The organism is Natronohydrobacter thiooxidans, from assembly GCF_001884735.1.
GTDB lineage: Bacteria > Pseudomonadota > Alphaproteobacteria > Rhodobacterales > Rhodobacteraceae > Roseinatronobacter > Roseinatronobacter thiooxidans_A.
The window spans coordinates 278776-295147 of record NZ_MJAP01000012.1; the positions used below are offsets into that span (position 1 = coordinate 278776).

Consider the following 16372-nt stretch of genomic DNA (forward strand, 5'->3'; position numbering starts at 1 on the left):
GGCGTATGAAGGCTTAGCCAAATGGCGCAGGAACTGCTCAATTCCTATTTTGAAATCGCGGCCCAACTGCTTGAAACCATGGGCGTGCTGGCGATCGTGGCAGGCACCGCTGTTGCGTTGGTGGAGGCCGCGCGCAACCTGATCGAGCGGATGGAGGCTGAGAAGAGCTTTGACCTTTTTCGCACCAGACTGGCACGTAGCATCCTGATCGGTGTGGAGTTCCTGATCGCCGCAGATATCGTCGGCACCGTGATCATCGATCCCACAATGGAAAGTCTTGGGGTCTTGGCGGTGATCGTGCTGATCCGAACCTTTCTGAGCTTCACTCTGGAAGCCGAAATCGAAGGCCGGTGGCCGTGGCAACGCGGGCGCAATCGACACGACGATGACTAGCCGGGCGCAAACGCGGCGCGGCCAACCCTCGCTCTGCAATCAGGGACGAGCGTTCAAAGAGAGAAGGACAGACTCCATGCCTGGAAAACAGTCACGCGACATCGGTACAGCGCTGCGTCGTGGTGCGATGGGCCGGTGTCCCAATTGCGGGGTGGGCCAAATTTTCCAAGGTTATCTGACACTGTGCCCCGCTTGCGCATATTGTGATCAGAACCTTCATGCGCACGCCCCGGCGGCAGGTCCGGCGTTCATGACCGTCGCGCTACTGGGGCTGATCATCGGGCCGCTGCTATGGGTCGCAGGGACGGTCTTTCCTCCCGACAGTCTTGCGCTGGCGCTGGTTGGTATCGTGGTACTGACCATCCTTGCGCTGCTGTTGCTTCGTGTCGTCAAGGGCGCCATGCTGGGCTACCTCTGGACACTAGGATTGAACAATCTTCGCAAGGATGAGCAGTAGCGCATTCACGCCTCGGTCAGATCACCCCGAACGGGGGCAATGGGCTGTGGTGCACCGCGACTTGCCAGAAACGCCGGGCGTGGAGCGCGTGCGGCGAATGGCGCAACCGGTTGGTTGGACATGGCGTTATAGACGAAAAACGCGTTGGAGCGCGGAAAGGGTGTCACATTGCTGTTCGAGGCATGCAGCGTATTGCATTCGAAGAACACCACTGTGCCCGCTGGTCCGGTGGCAGCTTCCAGCCCGGCCTCCTTCGTAAGCCGTTCCAGCACTGCCTCCGAAGGCACGCCGACTTTCTGCTGTTTCAGGCTGGTCTTGTGATTGGCATCGGGGGTTTCGCCCTGACAGGCGATGAAATGCCGGTGCGATCCGGGGATGAGCAGTAGCGGGCCGTTTAACGCGCTGTTGTCTGTCAGCAAGATCGAGGCCGATACCGCACGCATCCGTGGCAGGCCGTCTTCCGCGTGCCAGGTTTCAAAATCCGAATGCCAGTAGAACTCTTTGCCGATAAAGCCGGGCTTATAGTTCAGCCGACTTTGATGCAGATAGACCTCGTCATCCAGCAAGAAGCGCGCGACATCGATGAGCCGCGTGTCAGCTGCCAGACGGGCGAAAAGCGGGCTATGCTCGTCCAGCCGGAAAATGGTGCGTACTGCATCAGAGCCGGGCTCTGTTACCACGTCCTCGGTGCGAATATGCTGACCATTGGCGCGCAAATCCGCCGAGACTTCGATCAGCCGGTCAATCTCGCCTTTGCTGAACAGGTCGTTGCAGATCAGATACCCGTTGCTGTCGTAATCTCTGGCCTGCGCTTGCGAAATCGGCGCAGTGTCGGACCAGTCCCGCCACAGGACCGGGTCTGCACGCGGGGTAACACGCTCTGCATCTTTCAGCCGCGTAGGGTAGTTATCCCTTCCGGTGAACTGCTCAGTTCGCTGCGTGATATTCATCAAAACCTCCTGTCATATATCATTGCATGTTGCATCTCCTGTGCCCTGCAAGTGCGGGCACCTGTTCGCGTAACATATGAAAAACAGACAAGGTTCCCGGCCGCTGTTGAAGACGAGTTCAATCTGCTCTCAGCAGCGGGTGGGGAACAAACCGCGCGGCAGGAGGTTTGAAGGGCGTAAGTCAGAAAGGAGATGGCAGATGACCCAATGTGCACAATGCGGAAATGACTATGCGCACGCTTTCGAAGTCACGATGGCCGGGGCCACCTATACTTTCGACAGTTTCGAATGCGCGATCCAGAAGCTAGCGCCTGAATGCGGTCACTGTGGCTGCAAGGTGATCGGGCACGGAACCGATGCTGCTGGAACCACCTATTGTTGCGATCATTGCGCGCAGCAAGCTGCAGCCTGAGCGAGGAGCCTTGATATGCAAGACCGGAATAGCAAGAAAGACGTGGAGGCCGCGCTTCGCGCAGAGAATGAAGAGCGGCGCAAGCATGAGGCGGTATCCTCAGACTTGGAGACCGAGAACAAGCCGACTGACAGTGCCTTCGACCAGGAACCTCTCAGCAGGGAAGGCGACGGAAAAGTGCACGCCATTGGCCCCGCGCCGGGTGTCCGGCCTCCGGTGTCAGATACGACCAATCCGCAGAGACCCGCACCTCACCGGAGCACACCCGAGCCCGCCGCCGGTGCGGGGACTGGGAAGGTGGCACGCTGGGCAATCGGTGTCCTTGTGGCCATTCTGGTTCTATGGCTGCTGCTTGGGCTGTTTGGATAGAGCGAGACCTGCAAAAAGCCTGAGTTCCACCAATTTGCAGCACGCTCCGATTGGACGCGCTCTGCAATTTCACGGTGGATTTCATCAGGCTTCTTGCCGACAACCCCGGACAGGAGGAGCGAATGCCGCGTGGAGACAAAGACAAGTATACCGACAAGCAGAAACGCAAGGCCGAGCACATCGCGGAAAGCTACGAAGAGCGCGGTGTGGATCCGAAAGTGGCCAAGGAACGTGCCTGGGCCACTGTGAACAAGGATGATGGCGGGGGCAACAAGAGCGGCTCGGGCCGTGGCACACATACCGGCAATCCCGCCGCGAAAAAAGGCGGCAGGAAGGGCGGCGCGGCTGCGGCCTCACGACCCGCCGAGGAACGCTCGAAATCTGCACAAAAGGCCGCAGAAACGCGCAAGAAGAACGAGGGCGAGACCTGACGCATCGCGCTTTCTGGCGCGGCAAGAAGTCGAAATGGAAAGATTCCTCGTCCCAAAGAGGCGCGGCGATAGCCGTCAATTAGTGGACGCGCCAGCCCGCCCCCGACACGCGCGATCTGCGCTTCATATTGCTCCGTCGAACCGGGAACTGCCTCATTCAGGGGCAAGATATTGCATGAAGCAGGCAGAACGTCTTGCGAAATGCCCTCTGCCGCTCAATAGGGCGGAAGACTTGGTGCATTGTCGCGATGCGACCCCAGATTGCTATGGTGCGGCCTGCAGCCGCAGAGTGCTACGCATTGCAGGCCGCAGCGCTTCAGATCATCGGTTTACCACCTGTCACTGCGATCGTCGCCCCCGAGACATAGCTCGACGCCGGGTCCGCAAGCATGACATAGCTTGAGGCCAGTTCCACCGGCTGCGCGGGGCGCTTCATCGGATAGTTGGCCCCGAACTGCGCCACCGTTTCGCCATCCATGCTGCCAGGGATCAGCGGAGTCCAGACCGGGCCGGGTGCGACGCAATTCACACGAATGCCTTTTTCTGCCAGCATTTGTGCCAATCCGGCGGTGAAGTTCTGAATCGCGCCTTTCGTGGTTGCATAGGCCAGCAGCGAGGGATTGGGCATGTCGGAATTGACCGACGCCGTATTGATGATCGATGCCCCCTTGCCCATCTGACCGACAGCCGCCTTGGACAGATAGAACATCGAATGAATGTTGATCGCGAAAGTGCGTTGCCATTCTTCGTCCGCGATTTCGTCAAGCTCCCCGAAGGTCTGCTGGTGGGCGGCGTTGTTGACCAAGATATCCAGCCGCCCGAATTCCGCCGCCACGGTTTCAACAATATGACGGCAATGCTTCGGGTCCGAAATATCGCCCGGCAGCAACAGGCAGCGCTGGCCACAGGCTTCGATATGGCGTGCAGTGTCCTTCGCATCTTCGGTTTCATCCAGAAAAGAGATCGCGACATCCGCGCCTTCGCGAGCATAGGCGATAGCCACAGCGCGGCCGATGCCGCTGTCGCCCCCGGTGACAAGCGCAGAGGCACCGCGCAAACGGCCAAGCCCGTCCCAGGTTTCTTCGCCATGATCAGGCTGCGGGTCCATCTTCGCCAGAGTGCCAGGCAACTCCTGTGTCTGTTCAGGGAATGGGGGATGCGGGAATCCCTCTGGGTACCAACGCGTAGTCTTCTGACGCATTTCGGCATCTCCGGGTTGTTTCATTGTTTCGCCCGCGCCTGCATTCACATCGCGGCGATGCTTGCCTGCCGGATCGATCTGTTGCTGGCGCTGATCAACCACGCGCGGATCCGCTCTGCGCAAAGCTTCATTCGAGGGCATCGTCGCCTGATCATCGGGCGGTGAGAAGTTTTTCGGTGACGTCATTTCTGCGACTCCTTGTTTCGACTGCGGTGACCTAATCGCCGCCCACAGCGAATGTTCCGCAGGCCTGGGGCATCAGCGAGGGTTTGCGCGACGCAGGCTTCGCTCTGTTTCCCGGTTTGGAACAAACCCGTCCAGGCGGTGTTCCGCTTTGGAGATACAGTTGGGTCCGATGCCCCGACAAACCGATGGAGTAAGAATGATGCTGCTCAGAAATATCGCCTTATTGATCGCGGCAGGCTACCTTGTTCAATGCACTCTTTCCCACCTTGGCCAGACCGGCAGTGCAGGAGCGCGCACGAAAATCCGCGACGCAGGACGCCGCGAAATGAAGGCGCCGCCCAAAGACTGGGATATGGTGGACGAGCGCGGCGATGAATCCTTTCCGGCCAGCGATCCGCCGGGCAACTACTAGATGACGAGTTCACCCTGCGAGCATCTGCAACTGTTGTTCAGGCGCGGCCACGGATCGCCTTCGCGCGTTCAAGCAACAAAAGCGTTTCACGGGCAGCGGCAGCTTCAATGGCGAAAGCCGTGTCCGCGATCACGCCGGGATCTTCTTCATGGTCCTGCACCGCCAGCCGCTCCGAAAGTGCGCGAAGCAGATCCTCACCACCCGGCTGAGGGATGGCCCAGGCCACAAGCATCGCCAGGATTTCATGTTGCGCATTCAGCCGCCCTTCAAGCTGCTGGGGAGATTGTTCTGTCATGTGGGATGGCTCCTTAATGGTTTGGCGAGAGCAAGAGGGCGCGCAGCCATGCGCGCCCTCAGCCGAACAGTCCCGAAAGGACGCTGCCCGCCAGTTTCAGAAATGTCGCACCGCCGGCCAAGGCAACACCAACCCCGGCCAGCGCTAGCAACCCGTCATCAGCAATGATCCCCAACGCTATCAGAAAGACCGCAACTGCCGCGATCGAAGCTGTCAGAGGCAACATTTCCATGACGGGCATAGCCAGACCGCAGAACACGCATAGCAGTTGCAGCGGTACGAGCGTCGGTCGGCGCAGCAGCCATGTCAGCCTTGGCCGGGTCAGATGGTCAATCCAATCCAGAGGACGACGCATGACATCGAGAGCACGATTGAGCCTGTCGCCGTCCAGCTTGCGCCGCATGATCCAGTCAGGCAGCCAGACGTGATCACGCCCGAAGACCATCTGGATGGAAATCAATGCAATGATCAGCCCTGCGACCGTTGGCAGGCCGGGGATGCCACTTGCCGGGCTCGCGACAATCAATGACGGGACCAACAGCATCGCCCCGAACGAGGCCGAGCCCAGTTCTTCGACAAAATCTTGCACACTCGGAGTCTTCTTCTGATCGACCTCGCGCAGCTGGTCAACAATTTCGCCGATCTCATTATTGGCGTCGGAGTCTGTCTTGTCGGGTCCGGTCATGATGCGGCGACCCATAACGAACAGGCTACATTCTGTGCGCGGCGCGGCGCGCTGCCGTCAGTCGCGAAGGCCCCTGACGGACTGTGGCTTTCAAGACACAACATCTACCGCTCCGCGAATTTTCCTGACGGGCTTAGAACATCTTCGCTGCAAGAAAGTTCCGTTCGCATCACGTCGCCCCTCGGTCGGGGGGCTGTGCCCGATGCTGGCGTGCCAAGCCGGGCGATACAAGAACCAGGAGTTTGAGAATGACTCGCGCCGCTGAAAATGCTCTGTTTGCAGAACTGGCCCTCTCGCGAAGCGCAGAGGATCTGTCTGGAGCGCCGCAGTTTTGTCTCGGGATGCTCGTACCGGCCGCAGCGCCGACGAAGCTTGTGCTTTCCGCGATGCAGCTACAGGTCGCCCTGAGGCTGCAGACCAGGCATCGGAGCACCGAACAGCCGCGCATGTCGGCTGATATGCGCCCCAGCCATGCCCTCGGTGGCTGACCTTTCGAGCCGGGCGCCGCAGATGCAGGCTTCACGGACAGCACCTTTCTCCCTTGATGGAAGGGGAAAGGCATATAGGCATCGCGGTGGTTTGGATTACTCCTGCGAGTCTGAGGACTTGCGGCGGCGTTGAAGCGCTGCGTTCAATTCTCGTGCCAAATCTTGCAACTCATCGGGCACTGTCTCCCGCTCGATCTTCTTGAGCAGATTTTTCATCTGCTCCTCAAGTGAGGCGTATTCATCGCCGCCATCGTGCCCGCCGTGCATTCGAGAATCCTCTGAGTCAGTCATATTGTTGCCGTTAGACTTTCTACGTTTACGTGAAAAGTCCGGATCACCTCGGGGCGGGGATTTTTCTCGCCAGAGTGTCAGAACTGGCGCCTCAAGACAATAATCTTGCGCTATTCTCCAGCATGGCTTGTTCAGATCTTTGATCACGATCTCAGAAGCCCGGCACTGGCTGGGCCGCCCTGCAAGCAGGAGATTGCTCACCGGATGCGCCTGCGGAACATTCTGGCGCCAACGCAGTTTTGGTCGGGCCCCTGCACTAAGACTGGAGCCTGAGAAATGACACCAAAGCTCGCTACCGCCGTCCCCTTCGTCTTTTTCGCCAGCACCGTCGCGGCGCAGTTGGGCGAGACCGCCACTGCTGCTTTCCTTGACCAGGACGGAAGCGCGATGGGCACCGCCACCCTCACTCAAACCAATTCGGGGGTGCTGATTGATCTGGAAGTCGCGAACTTGCCACCAGAAAGCTGGATCGCCTTTCATATCCACGAGCACGGGGAATGCGATCCCGCTGATGATCATGAGAGCGCAGGTGAACATTTCGCAGTCGCGGGCGCTGAACACGGGTTCCTGATCGAAGGCGGACCCCATGAAGGTGACATGCCGAACCAGTATGTTCCCGCGGATGGCATCTTGCGTGCGCAGGTGCTGAACGCAATGGTTACGCTGAACGGTGGCGAAACCGATATTCGCGGCCGGACTCTGATGCTCCATGCGGAGCCTGATGATTACACCAGCCAGCCGTCCGGGGACGCGGGCGATCGCATCGCCTGTGCCGTGATCGAATGAGCTAAGAACGCGCGCGTCACGCGCCTTCGCAGCGCCTGCTGCGGGGCCCTGCGTGACCCGCTCCCCCCTGCTGAAACGGAGGCCTCGATGCCTGATGACACCCCCCTCTATCGCCCTACAGCCGACACCCAGTCCGGCCATGACACGACAGATCGCTACACAAAACGCGGCGTTGGCGGAGAAACGCACCAGCAGGCCGAGGAGGCCGTGTCGCTGACGACGGCCCAGGGCGCGCCGATCTCGGACAATCAGAACACCTTGCGCGCAGGAGCGCGTGGCCCGGCCTTGATGGAAGATTTCGCCATGCGCGAAAAAATCTTTCATTTTGACCATGAACGCATACCGGAACGGGTCGTGCATGCCCGCGGCTATGGCGCGCATGGATATTTTGAAGTGACCGATGCGCTGGCAGAAATTACATCTGCCCATCTGTTCCAGAAAGCGGGCACGCGGGTGCCCGCTTTCGTGCGCTTCTCCACGGTGGCTGGCAACAAAGGGTCAGCAGACCTGGCCCGCGATGTGCGTGGCTTTGCCGTCAAGCTCTATACCGAAGAGGGTAACTGGGACATCGTCGGCAACAACATCCCTGTCTTCTTCATTCAGGATCCGATCAAGTTCCCCGATCTGATCCATTCCGTCAAGGACGAGCCTGATCGTGGCTTTCCGCAAGCACAATCAGCGCATGACAATTTCTGGGATTTCATCTCGCTGATGCCGGAATCCATGCATATGGTGATGTGGCAGATGTCGGACCGCACGATCCCGCGATCCTTCCGGTTCATGGAAGGTTTTGGCGTCCACAGTTTCCGCTTCATTAATGCCGAAGGCAAAAGCACCTTCGTCAAATTCCATTGGAAACCACGTCAGGGGCTGCAATCGGTGCTCTGGGACGAAGCGGTGAAGATCAACGGCGCCGATCCCGATTACCACCGCCGCGATCTGTGGAAAGCCATCGAGACCGGCGACTACCCCGAGTGGGATCTTGCGGTACAACTGTTCGATGACGATTTCGCCGACAGCTTTGATTTCGACATACTTGATCCGACCAAGATCATCCCCGAGGAAGAGGTGCCGCTGCGCGTGGTGGGCAGGCTGGTGTTGAACCGCAATGTGGATAACTTCTTTGCCGAAACCGAGCAGGTTGCCTTTTGCACGCAGAACATCGTTCCAGGCGTCGATTTCACCAATGACCCGCTCCTGCAGGGGCGTAACTTCTCTTATCTGGACACCCAACTCAAACGGCTGGGCGGGCCGAATTTCACGCATATCCCGATCAATGCGCCGCGCTGCCCGATGCACCATTTCCAGCAGGACGGGCATATGCAGATGCACGGCCCCAAGGGGCGCGCGAATTACGAGCCGAATAGCTGGGCAAAGGGTGGTCCGCGGGCCGATGCAACGCGCGGCCACCGCAGCTTCCCCGAACCCATCGAGGGCAGCAAGCGCAAACTCCGTCCGGAAAGCTTTGCCGACCATTACAGTCAGGCACGCCAGTTCTATATCAGCCAGACTTCCGTCGAGCAGGCGCATCTGGCCGATGCGCTGGTTTTTGAATTGTCCAAGGTCGAGGCAATAGCGATCCGCGAACGGGTTGTCGCGCATCTGCCCAATATTGATCAGGATCTGGCCCGGAAAGTTGCCGATGGGCTGGGGATGCAAAGCATGCCCCCTGCGCATGCGCCAGCCATGGCCCCAAAAACGGAGCTGCCGCCCTCTGACGCGTTGTCGATCATCAGAAAGGGGCCAGGCAGCTTTCGCGGGCGCGTTCTGGGTGTCGTGATGACCGACAGGATTGAAGACACGCTTCTGGACGCGCTCATCGCCGCAACCGAAGAGGCGGGCGGCAAGGTCGTGCTGATCGCGCCCGCGGTCGGCGGGATCACCACCATAGCGGGCAGGCACATCGCCGCGTACGAGAAGATCGATGGCGCGCCCTCGGTGCTGTTTGATGCAGTGGCAATTCTTGCCGATGACGCAGGGGCCGCAGAGCTTGGCGGGATGCACCCGGCGCGATGCTTTGCCGCCGATGCGCTGGCGCATGGGAAATTCATTGCACTGAGTGCAGAGGCCGTGTCGCTGTTGAATGCTCCGGGCCGTGAGCCGACCGCGCAAGGCATTCACATCTTGTCCGGGCCTCAGGACGCGCCCGCTTTTCTTGAGGCGTGTGGCGCGTTGCGGTGCTGGGAACGTCTGGGCGGCTGAGAGTGAAGGCGCCCGCGCCTTCACGCCTCGGTCAGACGGAACGCAAGGGAGTAATTGTCCAGTGTCGGCGGCAGCGGGCGGGCGGCATCAAGCCGCGCCGGATCATGCAGTGTCGCGCAACGCGTCGCGAGAAGCTCTCCCAGTACCATTGCGCCGGTCATCAGCACCAGATCGCGGGCAGGGCAAATACCGTCGCCATCGCTGAACGGAACAAAACGTGTGTCGCGCAACACACGGCCTTCGGGCCACAGGCCGGGGGCAAAACTGTCGGCCTCGGCAACTGTCTGATCGTCACGATGAAAGAAAGGCGCATAGATCACCACCTGCGTTTTGGCCGGCACTGTATCGCCCGCCCAGTCGATATCTTCTCTGGCCTGCCGCAGGATCACCGGGGTGGTGGACCACAGGCGAAGGCTCTCCAGCAAAGTGGCCCGCAACAGCGGACCGGCTTGGTCTTCACCTGAAGCAAGCTGCCTGCGGACAAGCTGCATGCTGCGCGGATGTGCGGCCAGAAGCGCGAGGGCGCGGAAGGTCGCCATGCCGCCGGGATCGAAAGCGAACATGTAATGGGCGAATTGATCTGATGGCCGCGTCTTGTTCCGGTCAGAAAACTGTGCGGCGCGCCCGGCCAGGCTGGTGGGATCAGCATTGTCCAGATGCGCCTGAAGTGCAGCATGGAATTTGCGCCGCAGGCGCTTGCGTCCCGGATGCAGAAAAGCCCAGTTGCCTGCATCGCGCAACTTGTTGAGCATCTGTGTCAGCGCTTCGTCATCGCGCGCGAGCTTGCCCAGCAGGATTTGGCGGATCGTACGGTTCCAAGCTTGCTCGAAGTCGCTCCATGTCAGCACAGGGTCATCATCGCCCTGCAACATCTCCAACAAGCTGCCGATTTCATGCTTCACAACCTGCCGGATCTGGTCCGACAGGCTGTGCATCGGGCAGCCCTCGTCGAGAACTTCGGCATTGAACTCGCGCCGGATCTCTCGCTTGCCCCCGTCAGAGACAAGCGATACGCCCGGTTCGAAATGGGCCAGAGCCGAATCTTTTTCGCTGCTGCTGCTCTGGAACAAGGCCGGGGTTTGCTGCAGCACATGTTGCATTTGTGCCGGCTCGGTCAGGATCAGATGTCTGCGCCCGAATGCCGAGACCAGCACGGCCTGGCCGGAGAACTTTTTCCGCAATGCCTGGAGACGGCGAATGCCTCGCGTTTCCGTCCCAGCGCTTTCCAGAAAGCCTACAACACTTGGGCGTCGGCGCAACACGCCCTTGGACAGCGTTGGCAAGGTCACATCCCAGACCAGGGCCAGCAGATCCGTGACGCCACCGCGTGCAAGCCCGCGCAGATCGTCGTTCTTTGTAATCATCTCAACTCTCGCAACAGAAAAATGCCCCGTGGCGACACATTTCGGGTGCCGCCACGGGGAAACGGATCACATGCGGTAAGGCAGCCCGTAATGGCTGTGAATCAGACGACCATATTCAGGGTCCGTCCACGGATCGTCGCCGTGGGCAAAGCTGGGTCCACCCTCCAGCTGTTCGCGCGTGATATTGACGACATAGCCGCCCGCACTGGTGTCGAATGTCAAGGCATCCCATGGCAGGGCATGATACCGCTCTCCGATCCCGAGGAAACCGCCAAAGGACATCACTGCATATGATACCTGGCCCGAGAGCTTGTCGACCATGAAGCTGTCGACGCTTCCGATATGTTCGCCTTCAAGGTTGTAGACATGGGTGCCCTCGACCTTCCTTGAGGAAATCAGGCGCTGCGTTTCGTCAATCTCCGGATCATGTTCTGTGATTTCAGATGCTCTTGTGTCGTCGATCATGGTCTTACCCCTATGGTTGATGTCCACCCTAACCAGCCAAAGAAGCAGGTGTTCCAGACATGCCCGGCGATTTCGCGCAAACGACGCTTGTGGCTGATTGCGCCGCGCGGGAGCGCCTGTCAGGCCCCGGCGCTACCAAACAGAGATCAGCGGAAGCAGCACGAACAACGCGACATAGGTCAGCGCGACCACGAGCAAGAGATCGATGCGCTCTTCGGGGGCGCCTCTGCGCAGGAAGCGCTCCAGCATCCAGATTTGAAGCGCCGCATAGGGTATCGCCACGATCGGCAGCGCGATACCGACCGGGGCAACCAGCAGTGCCAGCATCAAGGCCGCGAGGGCCGACAACCCCGTCACCCCCTGCGCCAGTCGCGTGGTGCGTTCAGCGCCCAAGCGCACCGCAAGCGTTATCTTGCCCGCCATTCTATCTGCGGAAAGGTCGGGAATTCCCGCAAGCAGGATGGCAGGCAGCACCGACAGACCGATCGTCAGCCCCAGCGCCCATGGCGCGGCCGCCAGCGGATCACCGCCTTGCGCGACGAACCCAAGCAGCAGGACGCCCGGACCATGAGTCAGCGCCACATCCAGCTCGCCCATGCCCCGATGGGAGAGCTTGATGGGGGGTACTGTATAGGCTAGAGCCAGCACCGCCAAGATACCCAGGACCAGCGCCACCGCGCCGGGATTGGGCACCGCGAGGAGAAGCACCAAAGCTGCCGAGGCGCAGAGCGACAGCGCCATCCAGACCCCGCGCCAAAGATCGCGCAGCGAAAGTACGCCCTCGTGCAGGCTGCGTCCCCCGCCGTTGAACGGCCCCCAATTCTGGTTTGCTGCGTCACTTTCACGATCAAAGATGTCATTGGTCAGCACGGTCGCGGCCTTGAGCGCGACCATCGCCACAAGCCCCGCCCCAAAGGCGAGAGCATTCAGCGGCTGCGGCAGGAGCAATGCACCGAGCGTATAGGCAAGCACGCTCATCGGAAAGAATTGCGGTCGCACCGCAAGCAACCATTGTCCCAGCAGGTGAAGGCGGCTGCGCAAAGGTCCGCGCGGCCCCTCACTCAGTCCTTCACCCAAGGCGCGCGCCTGCTTTACCCATCGCCCGCGCGTCTCTGGGTCGGAATGACTGGGCGGTGAGAAGTGATGCACGCCAAGCGTCTTGATTCCGCACAGCCCCAAGGTTGCGCGCGTCATGGCGCGCTTGCCCGGAGCGCCCTGTACCCAGCGATAGACCGGCGGCGGGACATCCATGGTGATCAGCAACTCGGCCGTGCGCGGGGCGAGCAGGCCATAATAGTGGCCGCCCTCCTCGCGAAAGGCGAAGCCCGGATACAGCACGCGGTCGAGAAAGCCCTTCAGCCGCGCAGGCATCATCCCCCACCAGTTGGGAAAAACGAAAACCAGATGATCCGCCCAGTCGACCAGATCGCGCGCCTGTTCGAGATCCGGCTCCAACGGCTGATCTGCGGGCGAGGGTGGGACCACATCGGTGTCAAAAGCCATCTCTCCGAGCTTGAGGGACCGAACCGCGCAGCCCGCCCTGAGTGCCCCGGCGTGATAGGCCTCTGCCAGCGCGCCACACAGACTTTCATTCCGTGGATGTCCAAGAATTACGAGCACGTTCATGAAATCCTCATTGAATTGGCATCACGCTGCGCTGTCACGCGCTGCTTTTCGTCGCTGGAATTTCTCTGGCGCATCGCCCTCGTCAAAGAAGTGGAATTTCCGAAGAGACGGCCGCAGAGACATCTTTCGTGCAGCCTTCGGCTGTCTGCTCGCCCAAGTCCTCCAGCAGCCGCAGACGCGCGCGGTAGAGGCGGCTTTTCACGGTGCCGATTTCACAGTCGCAGGCAGATGCGGTTTCTTTGTAACTCATGCCCAACACACCGATCATCATGATCACTTCACGTTGAGACCGTGGAAGTCGGTGTATCGCTTCCATAAGCTCGCGCTTGCGCTGCGACCATTCCTGCTGCGGCAGGCTGCCGACATTGCTCGCGACGCATTGCTTCCTGCCGGTCGGTTCGCGCGTCGCGATCTTGTATCTTGTATAATATGTATTGCGCATGATCGTGAAGAGCCAGGATTTGAGCCGCGTACCTGGCGTGTACTGATGAATCTTGCTCAGGGCCTTGCTCAGCGTTTCCTGTACGAGGTCATCCGCATCACTCTGGTTCATATAGAAGGTGCGGGCGAACGCGCGCAGCGCAGGAATCAAGGCCACCACGTCATCTTCGGTGGATGCCATGCTGGTTTCCGACCGTTCAAAAGGCATATGCCTGGTCCTCCCGTGCGAATGAGAATTTTCTTGTGCCGTCACCAATCAACCCGTCATGCGGGAGGCGGTTCCACGTTGCGGAAGCACTCACGCACGAGCACTCAATCTGAGCGTGTTTCCGCCGAGGGGTCAGAACATCCGAGGGCGCGGCTGTGACGGGGCAGGGCTTTCTTCGGTCGGGCGCGGCAATTTCCGTGGCTCTCGATAGTCTCGCGGCGGAGAAACAGACAGTCGAGTGTTTCTTGGATCTGCTTTGCTTGCCGACCCTGAAAGCAGGCGGGCAGGGAACATCTTCAAAGATCAGGTGTTGGAGCATTGCAGAGGGACAGCGGCAAGGCTTCTGCTCCTTGGTGCGCGCGGCATTCAGATCAGCGAGCACTGATTGCGGAGTGGTCGCAAGGCCGCGAGGCACAATTTTCCAGACCGCGCGGCAACGAGGCTCACACCCGCAAATGCACGATTTCCTCGCCCAGAATATCGAGATACTGAACGCCTTCCTGAACGGGCTGCTGGTACTGATATGGGCAGTATATCTTCAGATATTTCTGGTCAGCCATTTGCGCCAGGCCCGCAGCGTAATCCATATCGATATCGGGGCAGCGGATGGAGAGCGCTCCCGCTGCCTTGTCACCAACCTGAGTTCAAACCCGCTCTATGTGCAGGGGATGGTCGCAGACCTGCTTGGGGACGAGAGTTCCACGCGTGTGACCATCACCGAACGCGAGGAAATTGATCAGACTGATCTGGAGGATCCCTTGGCGCGGACCAATCGCGGAACTCTGCAACCTGGACAGACGATTGATGTAGGTTCACTGGCAGATGTGCTCAATCGCGCATGGATCAGGCTGGGGCAGCGGTGGTCCATTGATGGACTGGTTCAAGTAAAGGTCACGGTCATTGCCATCTCGGGCCAGGCGGAGCGGGTCGTCGGAGCCAGCAAGACCTTTGACGCGAAATACCTGAACGGCCGCAGCCACTTTGTTCCGCAAAGTGTGCTCACACATCAGATCCGACCGCGGCGTGCACGAACTGCTTTCAGCGATCTGATGAATGATCAGTCAGAGGAGTAATGCGGAAACTCCGCACCGGGTAAATGTCGCGGACGTGCCATAGGGCGCGCGGCGGCATAGCGGAAGGAACGGGGATTCATGCCAGTCCGTGGACAGTGCGGGAACTGAAACAACCAGAGCTTTTGTCGTCTTGTCGCTGCTTCCGGGTGGCGCATGCGCCCGCATTCACGCCAAGGGTTTTGCCAGCAACGAATGCTCCTGCGCCGAGACAACAGGTTCTTGCCGGACTGTTACGCTGGCAAGGCATATCGCGGATTGCAAATGAAATGATGCCGGGCGGCCATCTGACCGCCCGGCACATCGGGAGCTGTGATATCACGCGCGACACCCACGAGGGAGGGAAGCGAAGGTGCCGCCGGACATTCAAAATGGATCAAACAGCTCCTGACTCAGTTGACACCATATTCCGGCATCGTGCGCAGCGTGTCCTCTGTAACATCGACATAGATGCGCAGATCCGTCAGGCCCTCGTCGCGCAGCACCGACAGTTCGTCAAAGCCGATGGCGACGGTATGCGCGCCAAGGCCAAGGAATCCGCCAACGTCAGCAACGATATATTGTGCTTCGCCCTCAGGCCCCAGCACGACATCGGTCACGTTGCCGACATTGTCATCATTGACGTCATAGAGATTGGCATTCAGCAGGTCATCGGCCGAGATCTCGTTGGCCTCCGCTTGCTGGTAGCCCTCACGCTGGATATCTGGCGGCATCAGACCATCGCGGCCTCCGAGCCAATCATCCTGCTGTTGCGCGGCTTGTTGCTGACCAGGATCCTGTTGCATGCCTTCTTGCAACTGCATGCCACGATCCTGCTGTGCTGTCGCGTCGAACTCTGGCGCGGACTCCAGCATATCGGCGCCCATCATCGTTATGACATAGACCTGCGAGGGATCGTTCGTGTCGGTTGAAAAGTGAACCTGATCCAGACCGATGGCAACTTGACGGGCGCCCATGCCAAGGAATCCGCCCACATCGACCAGAATAGCCTGGACGTTGCCACGCTCATCAAGCAACAGGTCGTTGACATTGCCGATGTTTTCCATGCCGTCAAGCTGTTCGGCGCCCACTGGCTGCCCCCAGCGTCCGACCTGCTGGCCCTGCATCCCTTGTTGGCCTGGCTGGCCCTGCAATCCTTGCTGACCTGCCTGATCCTGCATGCCTTGCTGGTCCTGCAGACCTTGCTGACCTGCCTGGTCCTGCAGTCCTTGCTGGTCCGGCTGGTCCTGCAACCCTTGCTGTTCCTGCATCCCTGGCCGGTCCTCCAGCCCTTGCGGGGCTTGCTGACCCTGAGCGGGAGCGAATACCTGCGCATCCATCAGTTCGCTGGCAAGAATGTCGCTATGTTGCATTTGGCCCGTATGAGTACCACTCCCGGGCTGGGCGCCTTGTTGCCCTGCCTGCGCGCCCTGTTGCGTGCCGTCGGCTGTCTGTGCGAGCGCGGGTCCGGCCATAATGAGCGCGAGCGCTGTGGTCGTGATAAGTCGTTTCATTCTTGAACCTCCTGATTCAACTTTTTGATGTCCCGCCTCCTCAAAGCTCGGAAGCGGTCCCAGTGCCTCCCAAACAGCCGATCCGACAGATTGTTCCTCTCCGAGCCACATATTCACCCCCGTCACACTCGGCAGCGAAGCTGAATT

18 protein-coding genes are annotated in these 16372 nt (G+C 59.8%); 8 read left to right on the plus strand and 10 right to left on the minus strand.

The features are described from left to right. Window positions 1-21 precede the first annotated feature (21 nt). A complete protein-coding gene (locus BG457_RS09115; RefSeq protein ID WP_071796803.1) occupies window positions 22-393 on the plus strand; it encodes a DUF1622 domain-containing protein in 372 nt (123 codons plus the stop codon). 127 nt (window positions 394-520) lie between these two features. After that, window positions 521-850, plus strand: coding sequence for a DUF983 domain-containing protein (locus BG457_RS09120; protein ID WP_245770967.1), 330 nt, complete (start codon window positions 521-523; stop codon window positions 848-850). A gap of 5 nt (window positions 851-855) precedes the next feature. Here BG457_RS09120 and thpD read toward each other — a convergent pair whose 3' ends face one another. Beyond that, complete coding sequence (gene thpD / locus BG457_RS09125) at window positions 856-1800, minus strand: ectoine hydroxylase (RefSeq protein ID WP_071796806.1); 945 nt, start codon at window positions 1798-1800, stop codon at window positions 856-858. Between the two features lie 199 nt (window positions 1801-1999). Here thpD and BG457_RS09130 point away from each other — a divergent pair, with 199 nt between their 5' ends. Both BG457_RS09130 and BG457_RS09140 read left to right on the plus strand, forming a co-directional pair. Continuing rightward, the gene (locus BG457_RS09130) at window positions 2000-2212 is read left to right on the plus strand and encodes a hypothetical protein (RefSeq protein WP_071796808.1); all 213 of its coding nucleotides are present in this window, start codon (window positions 2000-2002) and stop codon (window positions 2210-2212) included. Window positions 2213-2703: 491 nt separating this feature from the next. After that, entirely contained in the window at window positions 2704-3012 is a 309-nt protein-coding gene (locus BG457_RS09140; protein ID WP_071796871.1) for a plasmid stabilization protein, read from the plus strand. 316 nt (window positions 3013-3328) lie between these two features. On the opposite strand, the gene BG457_RS09145 is transcribed toward BG457_RS09140, so the two are convergent. Next, on the minus strand, window positions 3329-4213 hold the full coding sequence (locus BG457_RS09145) for an SDR family oxidoreductase (RefSeq protein ID WP_071796872.1): 885 nt from the start codon (window positions 4211-4213) through the stop codon (window positions 3329-3331). Between the two features lie 382 nt (window positions 4214-4595). Between BG457_RS09145 and BG457_RS09150 the strand changes: the two genes are divergently transcribed. Then, window positions 4596-4811, plus strand: a complete 216-nt coding sequence (locus BG457_RS09150; RefSeq protein ID WP_425434917.1) for a hypothetical protein — start codon at window positions 4596-4598, stop codon at window positions 4809-4811. A 37-nt stretch (window positions 4812-4848) separates the two neighbouring features. On the opposite strand, the gene BG457_RS09155 is transcribed toward BG457_RS09150, so the two are convergent. From BG457_RS09155 to BG457_RS19965, 3 genes are all read right to left on the minus strand, one after another. Continuing rightward, window positions 4849-5106 carry a hypothetical protein gene (locus BG457_RS09155; protein WP_071796812.1) on the minus strand — a complete coding sequence of 86 codons (258 nt, stop codon included), beginning with the start codon at window positions 5104-5106 and terminating at the stop codon, window positions 4849-4851. Window positions 5107-5164: 58 nt separating this feature from the next. Continuing rightward, window positions 5165-5791, minus strand: a complete 627-nt coding sequence (locus BG457_RS09160) for an exopolysaccharide biosynthesis protein (protein WP_071796874.1) — start codon at window positions 5789-5791, stop codon at window positions 5165-5167. 584 nt (window positions 5792-6375) lie between these two features. Beyond that, window positions 6376-6771 (minus strand): hypothetical protein, encoded by a 396-nt coding sequence (locus BG457_RS19965; RefSeq protein WP_139257631.1) that lies wholly within the window; start codon window positions 6769-6771, stop codon window positions 6376-6378. A gap of 75 nt (window positions 6772-6846) precedes the next feature. Between BG457_RS19965 and BG457_RS09170 the strand changes: the two genes are divergently transcribed. Then, on the plus strand, window positions 6847-7356 hold the full coding sequence (locus BG457_RS09170) for a superoxide dismutase family protein (protein WP_071796816.1): 510 nt from the start codon (window positions 6847-6849) through the stop codon (window positions 7354-7356). 87 nt (window positions 7357-7443) lie between these two features. Next, a complete protein-coding gene (locus BG457_RS09175) occupies window positions 7444-9558 on the plus strand; it encodes a catalase (RefSeq protein WP_071796818.1) in 2115 nt (704 codons plus the stop codon). A 20-nt stretch (window positions 9559-9578) separates the two neighbouring features. Here BG457_RS09175 and BG457_RS09180 read toward each other — a convergent pair whose 3' ends face one another. The 4 genes from BG457_RS09180 to BG457_RS09195 form a co-directional block, all read right to left on the minus strand. Beyond that, the gene (locus BG457_RS09180) at window positions 9579-10922 is read right to left on the minus strand and encodes a cytochrome P450 (protein WP_071796819.1); all 1344 of its coding nucleotides are present in this window, start codon (window positions 10920-10922) and stop codon (window positions 9579-9581) included. A 66-nt stretch (window positions 10923-10988) separates the two neighbouring features. Continuing rightward, window positions 10989-11387, minus strand: coding sequence for a PRC-barrel domain-containing protein (locus BG457_RS09185; protein ID WP_071796821.1), 399 nt, complete (start codon window positions 11385-11387; stop codon window positions 10989-10991). 132 nt (window positions 11388-11519) lie between these two features. Next, on the minus strand, window positions 11520-13013 hold the full coding sequence (locus BG457_RS20640) for an NAD(P)H-dependent oxidoreductase (RefSeq protein WP_071796822.1): 1494 nt from the start codon (window positions 13011-13013) through the stop codon (window positions 11520-11522). A gap of 82 nt (window positions 13014-13095) precedes the next feature. Next, window positions 13096-13635 carry a sigma-70 family RNA polymerase sigma factor gene (locus tag BG457_RS09195; protein ID WP_071796875.1) on the minus strand — a complete coding sequence of 180 codons (540 nt, stop codon included), beginning with the start codon at window positions 13633-13635 and terminating at the stop codon, window positions 13096-13098. A gap of 482 nt (window positions 13636-14117) precedes the next feature. On the opposite strand from BG457_RS09195, the gene BG457_RS09200 reads away from it, so the two are divergent. After that, window positions 14118-14735 carry a hypothetical protein gene (locus BG457_RS09200; RefSeq protein WP_071796823.1) on the plus strand — a complete coding sequence of 206 codons (618 nt, stop codon included), beginning with the start codon at window positions 14118-14120 and terminating at the stop codon, window positions 14733-14735. A gap of 389 nt (window positions 14736-15124) precedes the next feature. Here BG457_RS09200 and BG457_RS09205 read toward each other — a convergent pair whose 3' ends face one another. Beyond that, a complete protein-coding gene (locus BG457_RS09205; protein WP_139257633.1) occupies window positions 15125-16225 on the minus strand; it encodes a PRC-barrel domain-containing protein in 1101 nt (366 codons plus the stop codon). Window positions 16226-16372 lie beyond the last annotated feature (147 nt).